This is a genomic window from Fulvivirga ligni (assembly GCF_021389935.1).
In the GTDB taxonomy this organism is placed as follows: domain Bacteria; phylum Bacteroidota; class Bacteroidia; order Cytophagales; family Cyclobacteriaceae; genus Fulvivirga; species Fulvivirga ligni.
Genome location: NZ_CP089979.1, coordinates 4,257,699 through 4,282,841, shown reverse-complemented (window position 1 = coordinate 4,282,841; position 25,143 = coordinate 4,257,699). Strand labels below are relative to the sequence as shown.

Here is a 25,143-nt window from a genome sequence, read left to right as displayed (position 1 = left end):
ATGAGTTAATCGTTAATCCCAGAATTTACTAGCTTCATAGCTATTTCCCGCCAGATCCCAAGCCTCTCCATCTACAAATCTATACTCATAATCAAGAGCATTGATAGTGTCTATTTCATCTTGCTTTAGTTTAATTTCTGAAGCGTTAAAATTTTGTTGTATTCTTTCCTTATTTACAGATTTTGGAATAACTGCTGTTCCTCTTTCAAGAGCCCATGCTATCAAAACCTGAGCGGTAGAACAACCGTGGGTGTTTGCTATAGACTCTATAACTTCATGCTCCAGCAGTGTTGGTTCATTGTCCTTTTTCATTTTCTCGGGTCTGTCGCCAGAACCTAAAGGAGAATATGCAGTCATATGAATGTCATGACTATTGCAGAAATTTAATAACTCATTTTGAGGTAAAAATGGATGCATCTCTACTTGATTAATTGCAGGGGCTACTTTGCATTCATTGATAATCTCATTGAGCTTATTAATATTGAAGTTAGAAACGCCAATGTGCTTAACAAGTCCTTGACGGTAAGCATCTTGCATTCCTTCCCAGGTTTCAGTTATCGGCACTTCATCTAAACTTAGAAAGTCTTCAGATGACTCAGGAAACCCAACTCCTTTTTTCAAGGCCACAGGCCAGTGGATCAAGTAAAGATCCAGATAATCTACCTGTAAATCTGATAGTGTATTCTGCAATGCAGGTATAACATCTTCTCTTCTGTGGCTATCATTCCATAGCTTAGATGTTATCCAAAGATCCTCTCTTGAAACTATGCCTTCATTTATCGCTTTTTTTATTCCTTCGCCTACCTCTGACTCGTTGCCATAAATAGGTGCACAGTCAATATGTCTAAAGCCAATTTTTATCGCTTCATATACAGCCTTCTCTACTTCGCCCGGTTTAGATTTCCATGTTCCCAAACCTAAGGCGGGCATTTGATCTCCGTTTTTATATGCTAAAGTTTTCATATTTAATTGGTTTAATTCTCAATCGTTTACCTATACAACTGATAAAAGTTGTAAATTGTTATAAGCCGAAACCTTCGTTTGCTGTCACTGTTTTAATTAAAAGTATAACCGAATCACATGGATTATGGAAGCTAAGTTGATAATGGATGAATTTAGTATAGCCTCAAAAGAGAGCTATCAAAACAAGGATTTACGGGTATTAAATGAGTCGGATACATTTGCGATTTTTGATTCGCATGGTGATATAAATTTTGATCATGATGGTATTCAAGGAATATATTATGGAGGCACCAGGTACATTAGCCGGCTGGTGCTGGGTATAGAGGGAGCCAGACCCACCATTCTAAGTTCTAATATTAGGGAAAACAATGATATGCTTTCCGTAGACATGACCAATCCCAATCTGGGTAGTGACGAGAGCTTTTTTGCGCAGGGTCAGTTGCATATCAAAAGAAACACTTTTGTTAAAAACGGTGCCTGTTATACCAAGCTCATGCTTTATAATTTTGGTAAGACTAATCTTGAGACCAGGCTCATAGTTCGAATGGATGCTGATTTTAAGGATATTTTTGAAATTAGAGGAAGTACCAGGTCCAATAGAGGAGATAGTTCTCTATTTCGAGCAGTGGATGATGAATTCGTGAAAACATACAATGGCCTTGATGGTGTAGAAAGAGAAGTGGTGGTAAAGACCACTCCACAGGCAGAATTTATTGAAAGTCAGGGTATTATATTCAATGTTTCCTTGCTTCGTGGTGAGATCACCCAGCTAACCATGGCCTTCTACTTTAGATCTGATGATGCAGAGGAACATGAAGAGATTTCTTACGAACAGTCATTAAGTGAACTGGAACACGACATGAGCAAAGAACGTGAGCTCATGGGCAATATTTTTACATCTAATGAGCAATTCACACATTGGCTTAACAGATCTAAAACCGATCTACTGTCGCTTTTAGCAAGAACTAGTACAGGTCTTTATCCTTATGCTGGTGTGCCGTGGTATAATACCGCCTTCGGTAGAGATGGCATTCTTACCGCTTATGAAACCCTCTGGATAGCTCCTGATATCACCAGGCAGTCATTAGAGTTCCTTGCCGCTCATCAGGCCACTGAGTTGGATCCCAAGAGAGATGCAGAACCCGGAAAAATCCTGCATGAAACCCGAAAAGGAGAGATGGCTAATACAGGTGAAGTGCCTTTTAGCTTATACTATGGTACTATAGATGCTACACCGCTTTTTATCATGCTTGCAGGAGCATACTTTGAACGAACAGGCGATCTGGAAACCTGTAAAAAGCTTTGGCCTTCGTTAGAAAAAGCTTTAAACTGGATTGATGAATATGGAGATTTGGATGGGGATGGTTTTGTAGAATATCAGCATAAAGCTGAAAACGGACTGACCAATCAAGGATGGAAAGATTCATTCGATTCAATTTCTTATGATAATGGTGACTTAGCTGAGGCTCCCATAGCCCTGTGTGAAGTGCAGGCATATGTCTATGCCGCTAAGAAATCCGCTTCCAAAATTGCGAAATCATTAAAATTTGAGGTAGCCAATAAATTAGACACTGAGGCAGAGGAACTCAAAGTAAAATTTAATGAAACCTTTTGGGATGAAGAGATGAGATGCTTTGTGCTGGCCTTGGATGCTAATAAAAAACCTTGTAGGGTTAAGAATTCAAATGCCGGTCATACCCTATTCACGGGCATTGCTACTCAAGAGAATGCAGAGAAGCTTGCCGCTACTTTAACTTCGGTTGAAATGTTTACCGGTTGGGGCATCAGAACACTAGGCTTGGATGCACCAAGATACAACCCTATGTCATATCACAACGGTTCTGTATGGCCTCATGATGTAGCCTTGATAGCAGAAGGCTTCAGCCAATATGATTTGCAACCTCAGGCACTGAAGCTTGTAACAGCCATGTTTGATGCATCGCTGTTTTTAGATATGCAGAGAATGCCCGAATTATTCTGTGGATTTGCCCGTAGAGATGGGGAAGGACCTACCAGCTACCCTGTGGCGTGCTCACCCCAGGCATGGTCAGTAGGAGCGGTATTCATGTTCTTCAAGGCTTGCCTGAAAATAAATATTGAAGCCAGTACTAAAACCGTTTTATTCAATAAGCCCTCATTACCAGATTACCTGGATTACATAAGAATAGATAACATTTATACAGCAGATGGTAGCATTGATTTGGAAATAAACAGACACAAATCTGATGTAGGAATTGTAGTGAATAAAAAGCCTGATAGCTGGAGTGTGGTCATAGTGAAATAATGTGGTCTTTCATTTGCACTTGCCATGTGAATTAACAGAGATTTTTAAAATAAAAATTAAAACATTAATTCTTATATTATACATACCTCATAAAACCTAGTCTATAGTTGATGCTGTGTTTTCCCTTTTTAATTAAACCAACTAACTGTAATGAAAATAGCACAAGTATCACCGTTGTATGAGTCTGTCCCGCCCAAGCTTTACGGCGGCACGGAAAGAGTAGTATCTTATCTTAGTGATGCTTTGGTAGAAGCAGGCCATGAAGTAACACTGTTTGCTTCAGGAGATTCCATAACCAAGGCTGATCTGGTTCCCATTTGTGATAAAGCATTGAGATTAGACCCTAAATGTGTCGATCACTTGGCTTATCATTTTATTCAATTGCAGGAGGTCATGGATCGGGCTAAAGAATTTGATTTCATTCATTTTCATATCGATTATTTGCATTACCCTTTTAGCCAGTTTCTAAATATACCTTACGTTACCACACTGCATGGTAGGCTAAACATGCGAGAAACCAGCATGATATATGAACGATTCAATAAACAGCCGGTTATTTCCATCTCTAATTTCCAAAGAAAACCTGTTCCACATGTTAATTGGGTAGGTAATGTTTACCATGGTTTACCAAAAAACCTTTTAAGAAAGGGAGATGGTGATGGAGGTTACGTGGCATTTTTAGGTCGTATCTCTCCGGAAAAGAGGGTAGATAGAGCTATAAATATTGCTATTTCAGCAGGTCGGAAAATAAAAATAGCAGCTAAGGTAGATAAAGCTGATCAGGCATATTTTGACCAGGAAATTAAGCATTTGTTAGATCATCCATTGGTAGATTTCATAGGTGAAATCAATGAATTTGAAAAGAATGATTTCCTTGGGAAGGCAGAATGCCTACTGTTTCCTATTGACTGGCCTGAACCATTCGGCTTAGTCATGATTGAGGCTATGGCCTGCGGTACGCCAGTAATCGCCTATGAAAATGGCTCAGTTCCGGAAGTACTGGAAAACGGTAAAACTGGATTTATCGTCGGTTCGAAGAAAGAAGCCATTGCTTCACTGGCCAAGCTAAAGCAGCTAGACAGAGACAGGATAAGAAGAGAATTTGAGCGCAGATTCAGCTCAGATAAAATGGCTCAGAATTATGTCAATATTTATGAGGCCTTAGCAGAGCAAGTTACATCTGAGAAGAAATATCTTAGAAACCCCAAAAAGGAAGAAAAAGGGTATCAGATTACCGCCTAATTCATGTGAACAATATGCTCATGAGTCGGTTATTGTTTAAACATCAACTAACCAATTTATTATTATGAGCAATATGAAAATCGCTATAATCTATTACAGTAGTACAGGAAATAATTACAACATGGCCAACATGGCTGCTGATGCTGCAAAGGAAGCAGGAGCAGAGGTGAAGGTCTTAAAAGTAAAAGAACTAGTGCCAGAAGATGTGATCAGCGAAAACCCTGCATGGGAAAAGCACTATAAAGCGACCAAGGATGTACCTGAAGCATCGCTTGAAGATCTGGATTGGGCGGATGTAATTGTGTTTAGTGCTCCAACACGCTTCGGTAGCTTACCAGCGCAAATGAAGCAATTCCTTGATTCTACTGGGCCGTTATGGCAAAAAGGAAAGCTGGTAAATAAAATAGTTACGGCAATGACTAGTGCTATGAATGCCCACGGAGGTCAAGAGGCCACATTACTCAATCTATACACCACCATGTATCATTGGGGAGCTTTAGTAGTGGCACCAGGATATACTGATGACGTAATCTATGCGGCTGGAGGAAACCCTTACGGAACCAGCGTTTCTGTAGATATGGAAGGAAAGATGCAGGGAGATAAGGATAGTATAACTAAGGCCATCCATCATCAGGTGAAAAGAGCCATTTCTGTAGCTGAGTCTATGAAATAAGAATAAATAACTATACAACAAAAGGGCCGCATCTGCTAAGATGCGGCCCTTTTGTATTATCAGTTTACCGAGGGTTCGTATTTTTCCTTTGTCCTTTTCTTAGGCTTTTCTAAAGTGAATAAAAGCCATAAATGGTTGTTAATGCAGAATTGGTAGACCAGTATAGGGATAATTGTACCGAATATGATCCCTGTAATCAGAAGGATTGTTACTTCGTCTATTCCCATAAACTTCACCATAACAGTTCTCACTGCAGCACTTACTATCACGTGCAACAAATAAACCTGTAATGAATGGAAGCCTACAGCTCTAAGAACCTTTGCTGCCTCATACCGCATAAGTAAGAATGAAATATTGAAGATAAATGCACAGCCTAAAAGTGCAAATACAGCAAATACTAGAGGATGTGTTTCATGTGTTAACCAATACCACTGAGTAAGAATGAAGAAAGGTAATATTCCAAAGAATGTGTACCATGAACTATAATATTTCTCATTGTTCTTACTTAAAATGATTTCAGATGCGGCGTCACCGATACTTACAAATACAAAATAGTAAAGCGCATCTTGTAGTAAGCTATACTCGTTTAAATATTGAGCCAATAAATAAAATACTATACCGGTAACAACCAATAAAATTTTGTTGCCTCTAAAAATCTTAAACATAAGTAAGTAGAGGATTGAAGTATTAAATAAGGTATATAAGAACCAAAATTGATCAATGGCTCTTGGTCTTATTAGAATGTACAGGTAATCCATGTAGCTCCTGTCAGAGTTGATGTAGGAGCTAAAAACCACTTGAATGGTTACCTGTATGGTTGTCCAGATTAAATACGGATATAGAATAGAATTGAATTTATTGTATACATATTCTCCGTTTGATTTTTTGGCAAGGGCACGTCTTAGAAAAAGTCCGCTGAGAATGAAGAAGAGGGGCATTCTAAAGCTGTATACCATTTCATTGGCTACCACATAATAGTTAGGAACCTCAAAGCCAGCTCTCATGAGCCCAATCATAATATGACGATAAACAACTAGAATTATGGCTATTGCCTTTGCGTAATCAATCCAGGGTAATCTTTTGTCTAGATAATTCCTTTCAATGAATATTTTTTTAAGCATAAATAAAATAAAAAATAGATACGTTCGAAATTAAGAAAAAGTATCAATACTTTCGTGGCTTATCTAGGTATTTACACACTTTTAAATAGATACACCAACCTTGAAACTCAGCTCATATTCTTACTGGATTAAATCCGGTTCGCTTACCTTGCTTCAGCGTTTATCCACCGTAGCACTTGGAGTTTTCAGTTTTATGATCATCATTCGTTTACTTGATAAAGATGATTACGGTACATGGGGGCTATTTATTTCAATATCCTCCATCCTTGAAGTTTTGCGAAACGGTTTCATAAGAAATCCTATGGTAACGTTTATGAAACTTAATGATGAACAGCATCAGGATCAAATTGTTTCAGGAGCACTCTTATTAAATATTTTATTGAGCGTGGTAATTGCTGCAGGACTTTATTTTACTGCCCCCTGGGTATCATCATTTTTGAATGCCCCCAAACTAGGGGTGCTATTGGAAGTATATGCCATCACCTATTTGATACTTATCCCATTCTCTCATGGAGAGTATCTACAACAGGCAAATATGAAATTTCTCGGTATTTTACTTGCCTATTTTACGCGTAACCTGGTTCTGGTTGCTTTTCTCATTGTCATTTATTTTCAGAAAGATACCCTTTCACTTGAAACGCTTATTTACGTTCATTTGGTATCGGCAGCAGTGGCTTCCGTAATAGGGTTACTGTTTGCTGTGAAGTACTTAAAGATGAAATATACTTTTAGCACGGATTGGTTAAAGAAATTATTGGGGTATGGAAAGTATTCGTTTGGTACTAATCTCAGCTCTATGCTCTTTCAGAATGTGGACCAATGGATGTTAAGTAACATTATAGGAACAGCGGCAGTGGCTGTTTATAATCCCGCCATAAGAATTGCTAACCTCATTGAGGTGCCAACCATGTCTTTAAGCACGATTTTATTTCCAAAAATAGGAGAAAGGTTAAAAAATGAGGGTGTAGATGGTGCGAAACGCCTATATGAAAGAGCAGTAGGTTTAATTCTTGGTGCTATGATACCCGTACTGGCAGGTATAATTATCTTTGCTCAGTGGATCGTTTACATTTTAGCAGGACCTGGGTATGAAGAGACAGTAGGTATTGTCCATGTTACAGTATTTTATACCTTCTTCGTTCCATTTTCACGATTTTTTGGCAATCTGTTGGACGGAACTAACAAGCCTCATATCAATTTTTATGTGATGGTTTCTTTGCTGATGTTTAACATTATTTTCAATTACGTGTTTATCCAATGGCTCGGAACCATTGGAGCAGCATATGGTACTTTGTGTACACTAGCTACTGGTTTTGTGATCATTCAATTGTATCTTTCTAAACAATATGGAGTAAAATGGTACAATTGCTTTAAGTATATAGTTGTGTTTTATAAAGAGGGTTTAGCCTTCTTGAAGAATAAATTAAAGAAATAAAGTGGATCTAGTATTTTTTGCCCTGCCGAGGCATGACGGAGATTATTCGTCTACCTCATATTCATTAGCTAAAGAATTAAGCAGAGAACACAGGGTTTTTTACATTGAAAATCCCTTCACTTACCTTGATTATTTTAAAATGCGCTCTAATGAAGAAATTAAAAAGAGGAAAAGCGCATTGCTTAAGGGGAAGGACGTATATACCAAAATTGAGGACTTTCCTAATTTGACCATTATCACTCCAAAGTTGGTACTACCTATCAACTGGTTAAGTCAGGGTGAATTTTACAACTCATTAGCTAAAGTCAATGATAAAATAGTTTTTAAAGCCATTAAAAAGGTTAAAAAAGACTTCGATTTAAAAGATTTTATCTTTATTAACTCATTTAATCCGCTGTTTGGAAAGTCATTTATTGATAAGATAGGAGCTAAGCTTTTTATTTATCACACGGTAGATGATATCAGCCAGGCGGCCTATTTATACAAGCATGGTCTGGATTTGGAGAATGAGATGGTGCAGCTTGCGGATTTAACCATCACCACTTCCAAGGAACTGAAAAAATTAAAGTCTGATTACGGCAAATATATTTATCATTTGCCGAATGCCTGTGAAGTTGAGTTATTCAAGAGAGCACATCAGGATTTACCAAAACCGGATGAAATTAAAGATATAGAGGGGAAGTTAGTAACCTATACAGGTAATATAGAAGAAAGAGTGAATTACAGTTTATGCTTGGAGTTAGCGAAGCAACATCAGGATAAAACCTTTCTTTATGTAGGCCCCCTCAATTCCCAAGAACCAGAAAAAAATGGTTTGATTAACCAAAAGAATGTCAGGTTTATTGGAGCCAGAGATTTAACAGAATTGCCTGCTTATTTAAAATATTCTGACTGTGCCATCATACCATTCGCTTACAACAAGCAGACAAAGAGTATTTACCCATTAAAGATCAACGAATATCTGGCTTCTGGTACACCTGTAGTATCTACCAGGTTTTCTGATGATATTAATGACTTTGATGATGTGGCTAACCTGGTTCAAACAGATGAAGAATTTGTGCTAGAGGTGGATAAAGCCATTAATGAGGAATCTGAAGAAAAGCGCAATAAGCGTATAGCAAAATCGGAGAGTAACTCATGGAGTCATAGAGCAAAAGAATTTTGGGAAATATTAGAATTGTATCAGAAAGAATCTGGTGCTAAATTGGAATTATAATGGATGAGAAAGAATCTAAACAAAAGAATAATTCTATACTACAAGGTTTGGTAGTGGTGTTTACCATCATTGTATACTTTACTATCTTTCTTAAAATAATGTTTTTATAAAACTCGGTTTATGAGCAGGCTTGCAGAAGTTTTTCAGGGTATTCATATGAATAGTGGCTTGTTAGGGCGTAAGCTAACCAGGATAACTATTTATGTTGGTATAGTAATCGTTTCTATCCTGCTAGCCATAGTGGTAGGCAAAACTAATGCTAAAGTCGGTTTTGGACTTTTAGCTGCATTGTTAGGGGCTCCTTTTGCCATTGCAGGTATTCTCAATCCAAAAATTGGACTTTTGACTACGCTGGGATATAGCTATTTTATTATTTTCATCAAACGAGTTACCGGACTTTATGATACGCCTTTAGGAACTTTGCTAGAAGGGCTTCTTTTTTTAACGCTTATCGGAACCTTGGTTAAGATCATAAGTCGAAGAGATTTCAATACCAACTTCTTCAAGAGCCCGCTCTTCATATCTTTTATGATATCCATTGGCTACATGATATTGGAGGTGTTTAACCCTACTGTAAGCTCTATAGCCGGATGGGCATTTTCATTAAGAGGCACTTTCTTGTACTTCACCATATTTATATGTGCGTTCTATTGTTTTAGTGATGATGACGCTTTTGTAAAGTTGTTCTCTTTCTTTTGGCTAGGACTAGCGCTTTTGGCGGCATTTTATGGATTATATCAAGAATTTGTGGGAATGCCTGAATTTGATTTAAAATGGGTTTACAGCTCGCCAGTCAGGTTCAAGCTGAACTTTATCTGGGGAAGGTTTAGGAAATGGTCTTTCCTTTCAGATAGTATGACTTTCGGAGTGTTTATGGCATTTGCAGGAATATATAGTTTGGTGCGTGCAATGGGGCCATACTCCATGCGTCGAAAGATTACTTTTGGCATCATTACCTTGCTTACATTCTGGTCTATGGCCTATAGTGGTACAAGAACGGCTTATGCTATTGTTCCTATTGGTGTATGCTTATATGTACTCACTACCATTGATAATGGAAGAACGTTACTATTTGCCATAGGTGCTCTATCTATATTCATTTTCTTAATTTTTGGACCTATAAGAAACCCGGTGCTTGATAGGGTAAGATCTGCATTTGAACCAGGTGAAGATGCATCTATGCAGGTTAGAGATGAAAACAGGGCTCGAATACAGCCATATATTTATTCTCATCCAATAGGCGGTGGGCTCATGACCTCTGGAGAAGGAGGTATGAGGTATTATCCTAATCACCCCTTAGCAGGTTATCCACCGGATAGTGGTTATCTGAAGATAGCCCTTGAAATGGGATGGATCGGTCTCATTTTGAAACTGGTGCTGAATGTGGCAGCGATTTTGGTCGGCGTCTCGGCCTGTTATAAATTGAGAGATCCTAAGCTAAAAAACATTTGTTTGGCATATGTTTGTGCTGTCTTTGCTGTGAGTATAGCAGATTTGGCCCAAATAGCCACAACTAAGCACCCTATTGGCTTGATTATTTATTGTTCCTATGCGATTTTTATATACTTTTTGGAAAAAGCTAAGAAACAGGAGCAAGAGCAAGAAAGCATTTCAAATTAAATCCTAAACATAATCTATAGCATAACTTAAATTTTTACGATATGAAATTACGTCTAATGTTAGCGGCACTAATGCTGATGAGCACTTTTTGCACCTATGCACAACTAAAGCAAGTAGACTATAATAAAATTGTTGTTCCTACATCTGTAAAAAACGTTGATTTATCAGAGAAATTAGTTCAGCTGGCATGGCAAAATATGCCAGATAATGGTGTCTTGTATAATGAGGTAGATATCGCAAAATACAATGAGAGAAAAGCTAGATGGGATTGGTTGAATCAAATGTCAATTGCAGGTAACTACAATGAATTTAACATTGAAGGATCTGAAAGAAGTCAGTTCTTCCCAAGATATAACCTTCGTTTATCTATGTCATTAGGAATATTTGTAGATCAACCTAATAATAAGAGAATTGCGACTAAAGAGCTTAATAATGCGGAATTAAATGTTCAGTCTCAGAAAATGAATGTAAGAGCTGAGGTGTTAAGACGTTATCAAAATTATCTATTTGCTCAGGAGATTTTAAAAACTCAAACTCAGGCTATGGAAGATGCTCATTCAAATTTCTTGTTAGTAGAGCAAAAATTTAAGAATGGTGAGCTTACAATGGATGATTACTCTAAGTCGAGCACACTTTATAACAGTGAAGTAATTCGTAAGCTTACGGCGGAAAAAAGTGTGAAGATTGCTATTATAGATATTGAGGAGCTGATAGGTGTAAGTTTTCAAGACCTGTTGGTAGAATAATGAAATAAGAGGTCATGTGGTCACATGGCCTCATTTTACATCCTATTTTATTATGGATGTAATTTAAATTAATTGGTGAAGTTGTATTGGTGAGAGAGTTTAATTTTTTCTGATTAAAATCACATAGTATTTGGAGGTTCATACTTAATATTGCATTTTAGAGTGTTGTTTTAATCCTGACTGAATTTTTGCTGACTACACTTATATTATTAACTACTGTCATTAATAATAATGAGTAAAAAAATATTTACCATTGCGCTGTTTGTGGTCAGCATCTTTTGTTATTATGCCGCTGGTGTATCCCCACTTTCTAACTGGTGGCTGGCCTTTTTAGGCTATATCAATCCAATATTATTCTTGCTAAATTTTGTTTTGCTCATTTTCTGGTCTGTTAAAATGAGTAAGCAATGCATTTTTCCTTTTCTGGTGCTGCTACTTACATTTCCTGTGTTTAGGGCTACCTATGCGGTAGGGGAGCTTAAGCCACCCGCTAAAGGTGAGTTAAGTGTATTTAGCTACAATGTGAGGTACTTCAATAGAAAATCTCACGTCTATTTTGATAAGGACTATAAGTCTGAGCCCTATTACTCTACCAAATTTATCGACTGGGTAAGTAAGGTTGATGCTGATGTGAAGTGCTTTCAGGAGTTTTATACAGATGACGATTCTAGATATTATAATACAATTAAAGCGATAGACCCTGATTCCAGTTATTATCGATTTAGGGCGTTAGATACCTTAATGGTTAATGATTCGCGCTTTGGGTTAATGATGTTTTCAAAATATCCTATTATCAATAGCGGTATGATAGATTTTTCTCAAAACGCTATGAATAAGGCGCAGTATGCCGATATTCTTATTCATGATGATACGGTTAGAGTAATTAATCTGCATATGGAGTCCACCCAATTAGGCCTGGATAAAGGTAAGGGCTACAGAAAACTAGCCAGCTTAAATACCTGGAGAAAGATGAAATATACTACTATGAGCCGTGCCAGACAGGTGGAAGAAATACTGGCTATTGCTGAAGGTAGGGAAAAGGTAATTATCACTGGAGATTTTAATGAAACACCCTATGGCTTTGTTTACAGAGAGCTAGCCGATGAACTCAATAACAGTTTTGAAGAAGCAGGACATGGATTTGGCTTTACTTTTAACCTGAGAGGATACAAGTTTTTAAGAATTGACCATCAATTTCATTCAGATAACATTGAAGCATTGTCTTTTGGTGCCATGAATAACATTCCTTATTCAGACCATTACCCCATAATCGGAAAATATAAAGTGAAGTGAGGCACTTATGGCCTCACGTATACTTCGATATATGAATCTGTAGGTCTTCTAGGTGCAAGAAATCTGTCCTTTAATACATATTCTTTTTTGAGGGCATTCCTCACTTCCTCAGGATAAAAATCATATAGATAAGGAATGGTTTCGAACATGACCAAATCATATTTCTTTTGCTCAATTTCATTAACATATTCTTGAACCTGCTCTTCAAAAATGCCTACACCTAAATGGTACCATAAAGGTTTATTGGTTTCTAATTCATAAGACATTTCATGAGCCAACGGCGTTAATTCGCTCATATTTAAAACTTTGAGGTCTGTCTTATTCTGCACTATATCCAAATTCATCATACGTTCTATACCTTCTACCGTTGGGGCCGGCATGTAGATGTGCTCAAAGGCCTTTAATTTGGTATAAGTCCATTCGCTCATATCTATGAGTGTGCTATCGGAAGTGTTTTTAACGTATGTATTCTTAGAAATAATAGTTCTGTCAGAGTTATCAGCAGTTAGCACTTCCTGTGGAAAAACCCTCTTAATGATTCTATCTACATATTTCCAATAGGTTCCAGACCACCAAAGCAATATTAAGCTAGCAGTTATTATAAATATGCCAGTTCTGTTTAAATCCATTTTCCACGGAATAAATGTTAGAATGAATGGAATAGCAAAACTGTGGAAGAAGATATTGTTATCAGGAGGAGTGTAGCTAGTTACCTGAAAAATAAGAGCTTCTACAATAATGCCAAGCACTAACAGGAAGAATACTACCTCATGCCTTTCCTTAATCCAGTTTTTAATGTCTTTTAATTTAGGCAATACCAAAAGAATGACCATTAATAGATAGAATTTTTCCCATCTGGAAGCATTCATAGTCTCTTGTAGTATGTCGAAGAAATTAATTCTTGAGTAATGAGGAGCCTGTCCGTAGTTAAACCAATATTTAAATTCTGTACCGTATACAGGAAGAATAAATACCAAAGCCCAGAAAATATAAGCTCCTATAAAAAGTCCTGCGTCAAGATATCTTTTGGTAATATAGGTATGATATGCTACTAAGGCTAATGCCACTAATAAGGCTAAACCGCCACCATCTTGTTTGGTAAATAGGGACAGGAAGAGAAAACATGTACTTAACATTAACCATGTATATTTCTTCCATGCAATTTCTGCAAACATGAATTTAAGTAAAAATGCCATTCCCACAATTTGAAATGCAATTACTGTATGATTATACCATGGCCAAAAATTGAAAAAAGAAAATGAAATGCAGTATACCATTACTGATGCTAACTGAATTCCAGGCTTTACCTTCAGACTTCTTAAAATTGATAAAAACCCTAAGCCAGAAATTATGTTAATAAAGACCTGTGCTTTTATTAAGCTGAAAAGGTATGGACCAAAAAGCTTAAAGGCTAATAATGGTATAAGCCAAAATCCATAACCTAATGGCAGACCAAAATCTTTAAAAGGAACTTGCCCCAGATACATTCTGTAGGCACCTTCCCAAGTTAGAAAGATGTTAATTCTGTAGGGATAATCAAAAAACAGAGGGAATACGGCAAGGACCAAAATGATGGCCATAGAGATATAATAGCTCAGTTTGCCGTTGAGCGGTGATCTTAAAGCTTCAACTAAACGCATGACAATTATTTTATGCGAATAAACTAAGTAAAGCTAATGTACACAATAGTTTAAAGATAATATTACAAATAATTTTTATAAAAAAAACCTGCTATCTTCTTCTCGGAGAAGTATTTTTTTTAATTTAAACCCGAAATTTTAAATGGCTTTAATGGACTTCATAAGGTTAATACGTGTTAAACACTGGGTAAAGAACTTTTTTCTCTTTTTGCCCCTTTTCTTCAGTGGCGAAATCTTCGTTATAGAAAAACTTCAATTACTTATTATAGGATTTTTCTCTTTCAGCGCTTTTGCAAGTAGCATTTACGTAATCAATGATCTTAATGACATTGAATCGGATAAGCTACACCCCACCAAAAGAACCAGGCCTTTAGCTTCTGGGGCAATTTCAAAAAAAGCTGGGCTGGCCATATTCGTAGTTTTAGCGATTATTGGTTTTGCACTTGGTTTTATAGTAAGCTATAAGTTCCTTTTTGTGGTTACTATCTACTTTCTTTTAAATATTGGATATTCATTTGGTTTGAAGAATATATCCATTCTAGATGTGATTATTGTCTCTGCTGGTTTCATTTTGAGGCTCAAAGCGGGCTCTATAGCTACCAATATTCCCATATCAGAATGGTTAATGATAATGGTCTTCCTATTATCTCTCTTTATGGCGCTTGCTAAGCGTAGAGATGATTTGATGATAAAGACAGATTCAGGAGTGGACGTGAGAAAGGTAGTAAAGAATTATAACCTGGTATTTATAAATGTCTGTCTTGCTATGTTTGCCAGTATAATGGTGGTTGCATATTTAATGTATACCATGTCACCGGAGGTGCATAGTCGATTTGGGTCTCACAGACTATATTATACCTCAGTTTTTGTTATTGGAGGAATACTGAGATATTTGCAACTCGCTTTTGTAGAAGAATCTACAGGATCTCCAACAAAGATTCTTTATAAGGATAGATTTATACAGTTGGCGTTGCTACTATGGCTGTTAAGTTTTTATTTCCTTATTTATTACCCAAATATCCAGATATTTTAATCACAAGACCCAATGAATGTACTTATACTAGGAGCCACTAGTGATATTGCCATAGCATGTGCAGAAAAGTATTTACTTGATGGCCATCATTTGAGTTTAGCTGCCAGGAATGCTGATCAACTGCAGATCATAGCAAAAGACATCGAGATCAGACATAATAAAAAAGTAGATCATTATGTGTTTGATGCTTTGGATTATGAAAAGCATGATGTCTTTTACAATAGTCTACAAGCTAAACCTGATATCGTAGTTTGGGCTATTGGTATTTTAGGTGATCAGGAAGAAGCTCAAGCTAGTTGGGAAACATCCAGAGACATAATAGGGGCTAACTATAGTTCTGCTGTTTCTTTATTAAATATTGTGGCTAATGATTTTGAGAGTAGAAAAAGTGGCATTATTGTAGGCATTGGATCTGTGGCAGGTGATAGAGGCAGGCAGAGTAACTATATATACGGAAGTACTAAAGCTGCTTTTGAAGCATATCTTTCAGGTATGAGAAATAGGTTGGTGAAATCCGGTGTCCATGTTTTAACGGTTAAACCAGGATTTGTGGATACTAAGATGACAGCCGGTATGGATTTACCCAAGCCATTAACTGCTAAACCTGAGCAGGTAGCGATAAAGATTGTTAAAGCTGCCAGAAAGAAGAAGAATGTGATTTATGTCTTGCCTGTATGGAGATTGATAATGTTAACCATCAAACTCATTCCTGAAGGTATATTTAAAAAGCTTAAACTTTGAAAAAGACACTTGCTTTATTTGACTTCGATGGTACCATTACTACCAAAGATACATTCTTAGAATTTATCAAGTATAGTAGGGGGGTAGGCAGGTATTATTTAGGCATGACCCTCATGTCACCCATATTAGTGGCTTTTAAGCTGAAACTTATCCCGAATTGGAAAGCTAAAGAAGCTGTTATTACATATTTTTTCAAGAACACAAGTTACAATGACTTTCAAAATCAGTGTCATTCTTTTTCCAGAGAAGTAATTCCTGCTTTGCTAAAGAAAGATGCTATAGAAGCCCTTGATCAGCATATCTCTAATGGAGATGATGTCTATTTGGTGTCAGCTTCCGCAGAAAATTGGTTAAAAGATTGGTGCGAATTCAAGGATATTAAATTAATAGGTACTAAATTAGAAGTAGTTAACGGTAACATTAGTGGAAAGCTCAACGGTCATAACTGCTATGGCCAGGAAAAGGTAAACAGAGTACGTCAGGTCTTAGATTTGGAAGACTATGATAAGATTTTTGTTTACGGAGATAGCTCAGGAGACAAACAGATGCTTGGAGTTGCTACCAATCCTCATTATAGATTTTTTAAAGGCTAAAGTAGTGTCCAAACTTTGAGCTTAAAAATCAGACTTTTTAAAGCTTCTTTTTGTAAGAATAGAACTATTATCATTAAAAATGATAATGTTTTTTGAAATTAAAATTCTTTACCAAAATCTTCAAACAATGCATATTATGAGCTGTTTTAGCTCTAATTGATGATTATGTAAATCATAATTAATGTGAATCATTAGTTACCAATGTAATAAATCTGGTATTTATTACATGGGAAAACCAACATTGAACATTAAAAGTGATGAGGCATTCAGAAATGCATTGTGACTAAGATGTAAGTTTTTTCGCTTCAAAGGATTATTTGAAATAAAAAAAGATAATATTAAAAATTTTATTAATCCGAGAATTGTTGATAATATTGTAATTGAATTGAAAGATTCAACATATTATAAGCTAGGTGGGGTGTAAAAAATGCTATGTCGGTTGTCTATTGATTTAGATATAATTTTATCATGCTCTTTAACCATTTAATTAAATAACCTCGTTGGCTTATGAGAAATTTTACTAAAATTTTCTTATTGCTAATGCTTTCCTTTTTTGGATTCAGCAAATTAGCAATGTCTCAAGTACCCATACCTGATAGTTATCCTCCAAATGGAGACATCTATCCATGGGGCTATGAAGTATTTGGAACAAACTGGGATACCAGTCCATATATTCCCCTTATTTATAACCGAATTCCTGTAAGATTATTGATGCCTAAGGGTGTTACTTATGATTCGGCCACTAACACATTTTCTAACCCTTCTGGAGTGAAGCATAGAGTTATTCTATTTTTACACGGAGCAGGAGAGGACGGAACTAACAACGGTCACCAACTAAGACATGGAGGAAAGCAATTTTTAGAAGCTCGTAATAATGACGAGTTTGATGGCTTTGCTATTTTCCCACAAAATTATTCGGACTATTTCGGTCCTACTCAGATCAGCATTATTAAGGGTCTACTTAATAATATGGAGCAAAAGGGTCTTATTGATCCTTATAAGGTTGTTATAAATGGTTTATCTGCTGGTGGTAGCGGAGTATGGAATTTTGTTCATACGGAATCAAAAATAGCTGCGGCAGCTATTCCTATTTCTGCCGCCAATGTGGAAACATTAAATTATATTGAAAACTTCAAATACACTCCGCTATATATGTGTCAGGGAGGTCAGGATAAAAAGCCTACCCCCGGAACCGCATTTACTGTTGTGGATGGCATACAAGCCGCTGGAGGACAAATCAAACTTAACTACTATGAAGATCTAGGTCACAGTACCTGGTACAGAATGTGGGCTGAGGACGATTTCTGGCCGTTTGTTATGAGTGCAAATAAAGTAAACCCCCTAGTTTTATTTGGTAGAAATGAATTTTGCCCAGATGAAACTGTGGAATCTCATATGGGTTTAAATCCAGGTTTCGAGGCTTATCAGTGGAGAAAGGATGGCGTTGTAATATCGGGTGCTACCACCAATGAGTATGTGGCTACAGAATATGGTACTTATGATGCTAGAGTAAAAAGAAATGGTGTTTGGTCATATTGGTCACCACAGCCTGTGGTTGTAAGTCAGAAAGAGCCTACAGTAACTCCTCCAATTGCTTTGGCTGGGTTGCAAAGTACAGTTATTCCTGCTCCTAATGGGCAGACTACTGTCAAATTAGAGTTGCCTGAAGGATATGAAGAATATCTTTGGAAAAATGCTGCAAATAATGCCACAGTAGGAACAACTAGAACAATAGACGTTGGAGTGGGACAATATGTAGCTACTGTAACTGAGCTTTACGGTTGCTCAAGTAACTATTCAGCTCCATTCACGGTCGTTAATGCCAATGGTGCTAACAAGCCGCCGGCTGCTAGTGATGTACTAGGTTTTGCTAAGTCACAAACAGCGATAGAGATCTTCTGGAATCAGGTGGAATCACCAGTTTACAATGAGACTGCATTCGAAATCTACAGAGGAACATCCGAAGGTGGCCCGTATCAATTAATAGCTCTTACAGCGGCTAATTCATCTTCATATTTGGATGAAAACCTATTAGCTAATACAGATTACTACTATTTAATTAGAGCCATCAATAATAGTGGGGCATCAGCTTCTACTAATGAGCTGCATGTAAGAACAGATGTTGATGCACAAGGTCCTACTGCACCTACTAATCTTAGAGTTGAAGCAAATACAGGCAGCACTGTAAGACTATCATGGAATGCTTCTACAGACAATGTAGGCGTTTACAGATACGACGTTTATAAAAACGGTACTAAAGTGTTAGCCGTTGAAGAAAATAGTGCAACGGTATATGGCCTAAACACAAGTAGTGTTTATGATTTTTATGTAATTGCGAGAGATATCACTGGAAATGTTTCTAGTGCTAGTAATCATGCATTCTCTAGAGTCAATACATCTGGTTTGGATTACAGCTTCTATGATGGTGGATTCTATAACGTTTCTCAATTCATAAATCTTGTTCCTAATGCTACAGGTCATGTAAGTAATGTCTCTATCGATGATAGCCCGTTAGATAATAACTTCGGTTATAAATGGGAAGGATATATTTATATACCTGTTACTGGTAACTATACCTTCGAAACCTATTCGGATGATGGTAGTGTAATGTACATAGGAGGGTTAGATGCAGCACATTTGGTAGTTGATAATGATGGTACTCATGGTCCAAGGTATAGATCAGGAACAGTGAGACTTGAAAAAGGTGCGCATTCTATTATGATTGCTTACTTTGACAAAACAGGATATTATGATTATATGTCTATTTGGTGGAGTAACACAGCTCATGGTGTAACCAACCGTGTACAGATTCCTGATGAAGCATTTATTCCTTCTACTTCACTTCCAGGTTCTGCTCCAGCAGCAGCTACAAGCCTTACTTTTGATGAAGTTGGCTATAAGTCAGTTAAAATTAACTGGGTAGATAACGCTTCTAATGAGACTAAATATCAAATATTAAGATCAGAAACGTCAGCAGGTCCATTTGAAGGAGTAGGAGAAGTAGCTGCTAATGCTACATCTTTTATAGATACTGACCTTGACGCAGTTAAAACTTATTATTATAAAGTTGCGGCTATCGGTAGTTACGGTGTTACTACATCGGCAGCTGCTTCAGTAAGTACTATCGCTTTACCTCCAGCACCTACTGCACCGGCTAGTCTGGTGGCCAATGGAGTTAATTCGACTTCAATCAATTTGTCTTGGACGGATGCCAGCACTACTGAAGATGGGTTCAAGATCTATAGATCAGCGGGCAACGCGGACAATTTCTTATTGATCGCAACACTTGATGCTAATATCAATACATTTAATGATACGGAATTACTTCCTGCTGCTACCTACTATTATAAAGTTGGAGCATATAATGATGGTGGTATTGCCTATTCAGGAGAGGTTAATTCCCAAACAGTGAATACACTTCCTGTTATCGCGGAGATAAATGACATTTCCGTAAGGTTTGAAAGTACCTATACTCTACCTGTTGAAGTTACAGATGCTGATGGTGATGCTGTAGAGATTACTGTATCTAATTTACCAAGCTTTGCATACTTGCAGGATTATGGAGATGGGTCAGGTATGATTACTTTTGAACCCTTATTCGCAAATGTTGGAACTTACTCAAATATCGTAGTTACCGCTACTGATCAAAATGGTGGTGAAGACACTGAAACGTTTAATTTAGTTGTCAATTCTAATCACCTACCAGAAGTTACAGCGGTGGCAGATGTAAATATGAACGAAAGTGAATCAGCAGCAGTGAGCTTCTCAGTAACAGATGCTGATGCTGATGATTTCACACTTTCTTATGTTGGTCTTCCTGATTTTGCTGTAATCACCGATAATCCAGATCAAAGCAAAACCATAACCTTTAACCCTGAATATGGTGATGGTGGTGAGTACACAATTACAATAAATGCTACTGATGTGAATGAAGGTGTAGGATCATCTGAGTTTACTTTAACGGTGGCTAAGGTTCTTACAAATTATACTTTATTAATCAATTTCAACTCTGAGCTTCCTCAGACTACAGGAAACTGGAACAATTTAACTGTTGAACCGGCAGCTGGAATGGATATTAATGGATTTATCACTAGCCAGGGTACTCCTGTTAGTGCTGGTATTCACTTGACAACTGCATGGGGTCCTCAGTATACAGGAGTTGGTGCATTTGGAGCTACTACTGGAAATAATTCCGGAGTATATCCTGATAATGTTATGAAAACCTACTATTTCGCTAGCGACAATGGAAGTAAGGTTTTCGATATCACAGGCCTTAATCCTGAGTTAACATACAACTTCACATTCTTCGGAAGTAGAGATGGAGATGGAAATAGAAACACAGAATATATAATTAATGGTGAAACTGTAGTACTTAATGCATCACACAACGTGAGCAGCACAGTAACTATCAGTGAGGTGTCTCCAACAGAAGTAGGAACAGTTACAGTAACAGTAAGAAAACAATCTGGTGCTGTATACGGATATCTTAATGCATTAAGAGTAGATGCTTACTATACTAATGGTGAAGCTCCAGCGGCACCGATAGCTTTAGAGGCAAGTTCTGTTTCAGGTACCCAGGTGACTCTTTCATGGACTGATAAATCCATTAACGAAACTGGTTTTGAAATTGAAAGATCTACGGATGGGGTTAGTTTTAGTCTTGTTGAAACTGTTTATCCTAATGAGACTACTTATACTGATGAGTCTCTAGCCGGAAAGACCAGCTATACTTACAGAGTAAGAGCAATAAATGGAATAGGAAATTCAGCTTATTCTAATGAGCTAGAAGTAACAACCTTAAATTCATCACCAGTGCTTACAGTTAGCGCAGAAGAAGTTAGTGTAATTGAGGATGAAACTTCTCAAATTACATTTAGTGCTTCAGATGCAGACATGGATGCCTTGACATTCTCTTCAATCAATTTACCGTCATTCGCTACTTTGACTTCAGGTGCGACAAGTGGTAATGTTGAGTTGGCTCCTGGAGATGGTGATTCTGGTGAATATGATTTCTCTCTTATTGTATCAGATGCTGATGGTGCTGGTGATACTGTAAGTGTGCATGTTAGTGTGTCAAGTGTGGCCATCACTTCAACCTTTGTAAACTTTAACTTGGGATATAATGAAGTGTCACCATGGAATAATTTCGACGCTCAGCCTGCAGCGAATACATCATTAAGTAACCTTAAGGATGAAGATGGTATAACCACTTCAGTAGCAGTTACATTAATGGATAAATGGCAAGGTACCAACAACTTAGGAATGATGACCGGGGCAGGTGTTTATCCTGATAATGTAACACGTACATCTTTCTGGGAATCATCTACATCTAATAGAAGAATAAAACTATCTGGACTTGATAATTCTAAAAACTACAATTTAGTATTCTTCGGTAGTAGAGATGGTAGTGGATCTAGATATGCAGATTATACTGTAGGATCAAGTACAGTTAGCTTGAACGCTTCGGGTAACTCTACTAACGTAGCTACAATAGCAGGTATTGCTCCTGATGTAAATGGTGAGATTATCATTACAGTGAAGAAGCAAGCAAGCTCAAGCTATGCTTACATCAATGCTCTAGAGATCCAATCATATAGTGCAAGTGATGTGCCATTGGCTCCTTCTGCTCTTGTAGCAACTTCTATTTCTAAGGATGAGATTAAATTAGATTGGGTTGATAATACTGGAATAGAAGATGGTTATGAATTGTATAGATCAGTAGACGGAGGAAGCTACAGTTTATTGGCTACATTGAATCCAAATACAACTTCATTTATGGATCAAGGTCTATCACCGAATACTCCTTACAGCTATAAGGTTAGAGCTTTCAATGCGTCTGAGGTATCGGCCTATTCTAATGAGGCGTATGCTAGTACATTTGCATTTTTTGTAGGAGTTAACTTCAATGATATAAGTGGAGCTCCTGCACCATGGAATAACCTAACGGTAATGTACGAAGGTGATGTAATCTATAACTTAAAAGATGATTCTGAAATGAATACCGGATTTGCCATTGAAATGGTAAAAGCATTTACTGGAGAGAACCCTGCAGGTATGCAAACAGGTAATGATTCTGGAATCTACCCTGATGAAGTATTAGAAGGTTCTTATTACCTGGATCCAAATGCTGACGCTGAGTTTAAGATTAAAGGATTAAACTTTAGCTATGCTTATAACTTTGTGTTCTTTGCAACAAGAAATGCTAGCGGTAATAGATTGACTAATTATACGATCAATGGTGAAACAGTTTCATTGAATGCCAGCTTAAATACAAGCAATACAGTTCAAATTAATAACGTAGTCCCAGATATTGACGGTAACGTAAATATTAAGATTGCTACAGATCCATCGGCCTCTTACGGATATCTAAGCTCATTAGTGATTCAAGCGTTTGATGTGTCAGGTATTGATGCGTCTGCTAAGAAAGGTGTTAATGGTTTAAATACTGAACTAGCTGAAGCAGGTATAGTAGTTTATCCTACTATTGTTAGTGATCATGTAAATGTTAGGTTTGAAGAGATTCCTGAAGGAAAAGTAGAATTCTTCATCTATGATCTACAAGGTAAATTGGTAAATAATATCTCTGAAGATAAGCTTAGCGATTCTGAGTACAGATTGGATTTAAAAGGTTCTAACCTTACAGAGGGTATGAACATGTTAAAAGTGATCTACGGAAATGAGTCTAAAGTCTTTAGAATCATCAAGAGATAATTCATAATATATATAATAAATGTAAAGAGCCTGATAGAGAAATCTATCAGGCCCTTTTTATTTATACAGATTACTCTCTGGTTTCATTGATTCATGTAAATATAAGACCTCGAAGAATAGAATTATTAGAGTGTCAGACTACTTAAAGTCCTAATTAGCGACATTCAAAGCTTTAGGTTAGTATTAATTTTACCTTGGTAACCTGATATATTTGAGTGTTAAATTTGAAATGTCAGTCCAAAATGTATGAAACTCAATGAGCTCGTTTTGCTATTATCCCCTGCTAGCGGCTCAACTAAAGACCCCCTAAATATAATATTCAGTCAATTATGATTTAGCTGCCCCTAGCGATTCTTCAGCATAATCTCATCTGTATTCTGAGAAGTATAAGAATTCCTGGAGGATGTTAATTTGTTATTTTACTTCTAACACCCAGGCATCTTTAAACTCAAATAGATCTTTTCTGGAAATATCTTTTCTCATCCGCTGAGCACTGTCTTTAAATACAGAATTGTACAAATAAACGTAATATTTATTCTTTTTACTGTAGTAAGATATTTGGGCTGGATACCCAGCTTTAGTGACTTTCTGCGTATAGGCCAGAGCATTGTTTTTATCTTTATAAACACCTATGATCACATAGAATCCACCTGGAGTCATTTCAGGTATTTCTTTTGTGTTAGAATGGTTATCTTCGATAAACGATCCTTCGTCTGATGTATTTAATTGATCTTCTGCGGGAGTTATTTCTTCAATTGGCTCTTCTGTAGTTGCGATTGGTTCCTCAGTTGTGGTGCCAGGGTTTACAGAGTTTTCTTCTTCACGTATTTCTTCCTCAATAATTTCTCCTTCAGTGTTTTCAGCAACAGTGATAGGAGAAGTGGTTTTGTCTTCAGCAACAATAATATTTTGTTTTGATTTCTTCTTAAATCTGAATTTTAGATGAACTTCATGACTAGCACTTGAAAAAGAATTAGATCCGACACCATTGAATTCATATGAGTAGCCAAACTGTAGGGCATCAGTAACTTTTAGGCCAAGATACATCAATGGGCCATAATCATATCTATATCCTGCACCAGCCCAGATGAGTTCCTTATAATTCACTATACCCATCATGGTCATTTGGTTCTGTTGTTTATTGACTAATCTCACCACAGCAGTGGGAGTGAAGCTAATAAAGGGGCTTAACTCAATATCATAGCTTGCAGATATTATCTTCTGATCCATACTGGAAAATTCCACATCTGTAATGTCACCGCCGGTGTTTATTTTATTTTCGATAAGTTGTGGTAGAGCAAATCCCAGAGTAAGGTTTTTAAGTTTATAATGTACACCAAATTGACTGGCAAAATTATATGAGTCATCCAGAGCATTGATCACAGCGGGATCATTTAGTATATCGGAACCGGAAGAAGCTATTAGTGCTTCTACATCAAGAGTATTATGGATCACTCCGCCTGATAGACCAAATTTCACATAGTGGTCATCACCTTGAAATGGGACTTTGTATCCAAAAGTAACAAAACCGAAATCAGACCTTAGAAGAACGGACTTTTCACTTTGAAGCGATAATCCCAAAGAGACATTACCCTTGGTGGCATATTGAAAGTTTAAAGCACCTACTTCAGGTGCATCGCCAATATCTACCCATTGTTTTCTATAAGTAGCATTAATTTCACTTCTGCCACTATTTGCTACAAAACTAGGGTTGTAGAGGTATGGGTTAAAATAGAATTGGTTATATACAGGTAATTCTTGCGCTTTGGATGACCAGGCAATCATACCGAATATTGCTATAAATGAAATTGTTAAAGCCTTTTTCATAATGT

General features: G+C 37.0%; 16 protein-coding genes. 12 read left to right on the top strand and 4 right to left on the bottom strand.

The features are described from left to right. Positions 1 to 12: 12 nt before the first annotated feature. Entirely contained in the window at positions 13 to 963 is a 951-nt protein-coding gene (locus LVD16_RS17955) for an aldo/keto reductase (RefSeq protein WP_233769662.1), read from the bottom strand. A 124-nt stretch (positions 964 to 1,087) separates the two neighbouring features. Between LVD16_RS17955 and LVD16_RS17950 the strand changes: the two genes are divergently transcribed. The 3 genes from LVD16_RS17950 to wrbA all read left to right on the top strand — a co-directional run bounded on the left by LVD16_RS17950 (position 1,088) and on the right by wrbA (position 5,162). After that, positions 1,088 to 3,247 carry an amylo-alpha-1,6-glucosidase gene (locus LVD16_RS17950; RefSeq protein ID WP_233769661.1) on the top strand — a complete coding sequence of 720 codons (2,160 nt, stop codon included), beginning with the start codon at positions 1,088 to 1,090 and terminating at the stop codon, positions 3,245 to 3,247. Positions 3,248 to 3,397: 150 nt separating this feature from the next. After that, positions 3,398 to 4,489 (top strand): glycosyltransferase family 4 protein, encoded by a 1,092-nt coding sequence (locus tag LVD16_RS17945; RefSeq protein ID WP_233769660.1) that lies wholly within the window; start codon positions 3,398 to 3,400, stop codon positions 4,487 to 4,489. A 64-nt stretch (positions 4,490 to 4,553) separates the two neighbouring features. Further along, positions 4,554 to 5,162 carry an NAD(P)H:quinone oxidoreductase gene (gene wrbA / locus LVD16_RS17940; protein WP_233769659.1) on the top strand — a complete coding sequence of 203 codons (609 nt, stop codon included), beginning with the start codon at positions 4,554 to 4,556 and terminating at the stop codon, positions 5,160 to 5,162. A gap of 59 nt (positions 5,163 to 5,221) precedes the next feature. On the opposite strand, the gene LVD16_RS17935 is transcribed toward wrbA, so the two are convergent. Beyond that, the gene (locus LVD16_RS17935) at positions 5,222 to 6,283 is read right to left on the bottom strand and encodes an acyltransferase family protein (RefSeq protein ID WP_233769658.1); all 1,062 of its coding nucleotides are present in this window, start codon (positions 6,281 to 6,283) and stop codon (positions 5,222 to 5,224) included. Between the two features lie 100 nt (positions 6,284 to 6,383). Here LVD16_RS17935 and LVD16_RS17930 point away from each other — a divergent pair, with 100 nt between their 5' ends. The 5 genes from LVD16_RS17930 to LVD16_RS17910 all read left to right on the top strand — a co-directional run bounded on the left by LVD16_RS17930 (position 6,384) and on the right by LVD16_RS17910 (position 12,593). Then, positions 6,384 to 7,718, top strand: a complete 1,335-nt coding sequence (locus tag LVD16_RS17930; protein ID WP_233769657.1) for a flippase — start codon at positions 6,384 to 6,386, stop codon at positions 7,716 to 7,718. Between the two features lies 1 nt (position 7,719). Next, entirely contained in the window at positions 7,720 to 8,934 is a 1,215-nt protein-coding gene (locus LVD16_RS17925; protein WP_233769656.1) for a glycosyltransferase, read from the top strand. Between the two features lie 120 nt (positions 8,935 to 9,054). Beyond that, a complete protein-coding gene (locus LVD16_RS17920; protein ID WP_233769655.1) occupies positions 9,055 to 10,554 on the top strand; it encodes an O-antigen ligase family protein in 1,500 nt (499 codons plus the stop codon). A 41-nt stretch (positions 10,555 to 10,595) separates the two neighbouring features. After that, complete coding sequence (locus tag LVD16_RS17915; RefSeq protein WP_233769654.1) at positions 10,596 to 11,300, top strand: TolC family protein; 705 nt, start codon at positions 10,596 to 10,598, stop codon at positions 11,298 to 11,300. Between the two features lie 231 nt (positions 11,301 to 11,531). Continuing rightward, positions 11,532 to 12,593, top strand: coding sequence for an endonuclease/exonuclease/phosphatase family protein (locus LVD16_RS17910; protein ID WP_233769653.1), 1,062 nt, complete (start codon positions 11,532 to 11,534; stop codon positions 12,591 to 12,593). Between the two features lie 5 nt (positions 12,594 to 12,598). Here the strand turns inward: LVD16_RS17910 and LVD16_RS17905 are convergent, their stop codons facing one another. After that, positions 12,599 to 14,233 (bottom strand): hypothetical protein, encoded by a 1,635-nt coding sequence (locus LVD16_RS17905; protein ID WP_233769652.1) that lies wholly within the window; start codon positions 14,231 to 14,233, stop codon positions 12,599 to 12,601. Positions 14,234 to 14,384: 151 nt separating this feature from the next. Between LVD16_RS17905 and LVD16_RS17900 the strand changes: the two genes are divergently transcribed. From LVD16_RS17900 to LVD16_RS17885, 4 genes are all read left to right on the top strand, one after another. Next, positions 14,385 to 15,266 carry a UbiA prenyltransferase family protein gene (locus LVD16_RS17900; protein WP_233769651.1) on the top strand — a complete coding sequence of 294 codons (882 nt, stop codon included), beginning with the start codon at positions 14,385 to 14,387 and terminating at the stop codon, positions 15,264 to 15,266. A 12-nt stretch (positions 15,267 to 15,278) separates the two neighbouring features. Next, positions 15,279 to 16,007 (top strand): SDR family oxidoreductase, encoded by a 729-nt coding sequence (locus LVD16_RS17895; RefSeq protein WP_233769650.1) that lies wholly within the window; start codon positions 15,279 to 15,281, stop codon positions 16,005 to 16,007. Beyond that, positions 16,004 to 16,600, top strand: a complete 597-nt coding sequence (locus LVD16_RS17890) for an HAD-IB family hydrolase (RefSeq protein WP_233769649.1) — start codon at positions 16,004 to 16,006, stop codon at positions 16,598 to 16,600. Before LVD16_RS17895 ends, LVD16_RS17890 begins: the two co-directional genes overlap by 4 nt. A gap of 507 nt (positions 16,601 to 17,107) precedes the next feature. Next, positions 17,108 to 23,311: a fibronectin type III domain-containing protein gene (locus LVD16_RS17885; RefSeq protein WP_233769648.1), complete on the top strand. Its 6,204-nt coding sequence runs from the start codon at positions 17,108 to 17,110 to the stop codon at positions 23,309 to 23,311. Between the two features lie 414 nt (positions 23,312 to 23,725). On the opposite strand, the gene LVD16_RS17880 is transcribed toward LVD16_RS17885, so the two are convergent. Then, positions 23,726 to 25,138, bottom strand: coding sequence for a PorP/SprF family type IX secretion system membrane protein (locus tag LVD16_RS17880; RefSeq protein WP_233769647.1), 1,413 nt, complete (start codon positions 25,136 to 25,138; stop codon positions 23,726 to 23,728). Positions 25,139 to 25,143 lie beyond the last annotated feature (5 nt).

Excerpts from the sequence above, each read along its gene's own strand:
- LVD16_RS17955 (WP_233769662.1), bottom strand. The coding sequence starts at position 963 with ATGAAAACTTTAGCATATAAAAACGGAGATCAAATGCCCGCCTTAGGT.
- LVD16_RS17950 (WP_233769661.1), top strand. The coding sequence starts at position 1,088 with ATGGAAGCTAAGTTGATAATGGATGAATTTAGTATAGCCTCAAAAGAG.
- LVD16_RS17945 (WP_233769660.1), top strand. The coding sequence starts at position 3,398 with ATGAAAATAGCACAAGTATCACCGTTGTATGAGTCTGTCCCGCCCAAG.
- wrbA (WP_233769659.1), top strand. The coding sequence starts at position 4,554 with ATGAGCAATATGAAAATCGCTATAATCTATTACAGTAGTACAGGAAAT.
- LVD16_RS17935 (WP_233769658.1), bottom strand. The coding sequence starts at position 6,283 with ATGCTTAAAAAAATATTCATTGAAAGGAATTATCTAGACAAAAGATTA.
- LVD16_RS17920 (WP_233769655.1), top strand. The coding sequence starts at position 9,055 with ATGAGCAGGCTTGCAGAAGTTTTTCAGGGTATTCATATGAATAGTGGC.
- LVD16_RS17915 (WP_233769654.1), top strand. The coding sequence starts at position 10,596 with ATGAAATTACGTCTAATGTTAGCGGCACTAATGCTGATGAGCACTTTT.
- LVD16_RS17910 (WP_233769653.1), top strand. The coding sequence starts at position 11,532 with ATGAGTAAAAAAATATTTACCATTGCGCTGTTTGTGGTCAGCATCTTT.
- LVD16_RS17905 (WP_233769652.1), bottom strand. The coding sequence starts at position 14,233 with ATGCGTTTAGTTGAAGCTTTAAGATCACCGCTCAACGGCAAACTGAGC.
- LVD16_RS17900 (WP_233769651.1), top strand. The coding sequence starts at position 14,385 with ATGGACTTCATAAGGTTAATACGTGTTAAACACTGGGTAAAGAACTTT.
- LVD16_RS17895 (WP_233769650.1), top strand. The coding sequence starts at position 15,279 with ATGAATGTACTTATACTAGGAGCCACTAGTGATATTGCCATAGCATGT.
- LVD16_RS17885 (WP_233769648.1), top strand. The coding sequence starts at position 17,108 with ATGAGAAATTTTACTAAAATTTTCTTATTGCTAATGCTTTCCTTTTTT.
- LVD16_RS17880 (WP_233769647.1), bottom strand. The coding sequence starts at position 25,138 with ATGAAAAAGGCTTTAACAATTTCATTTATAGCAATATTCGGTATGATT.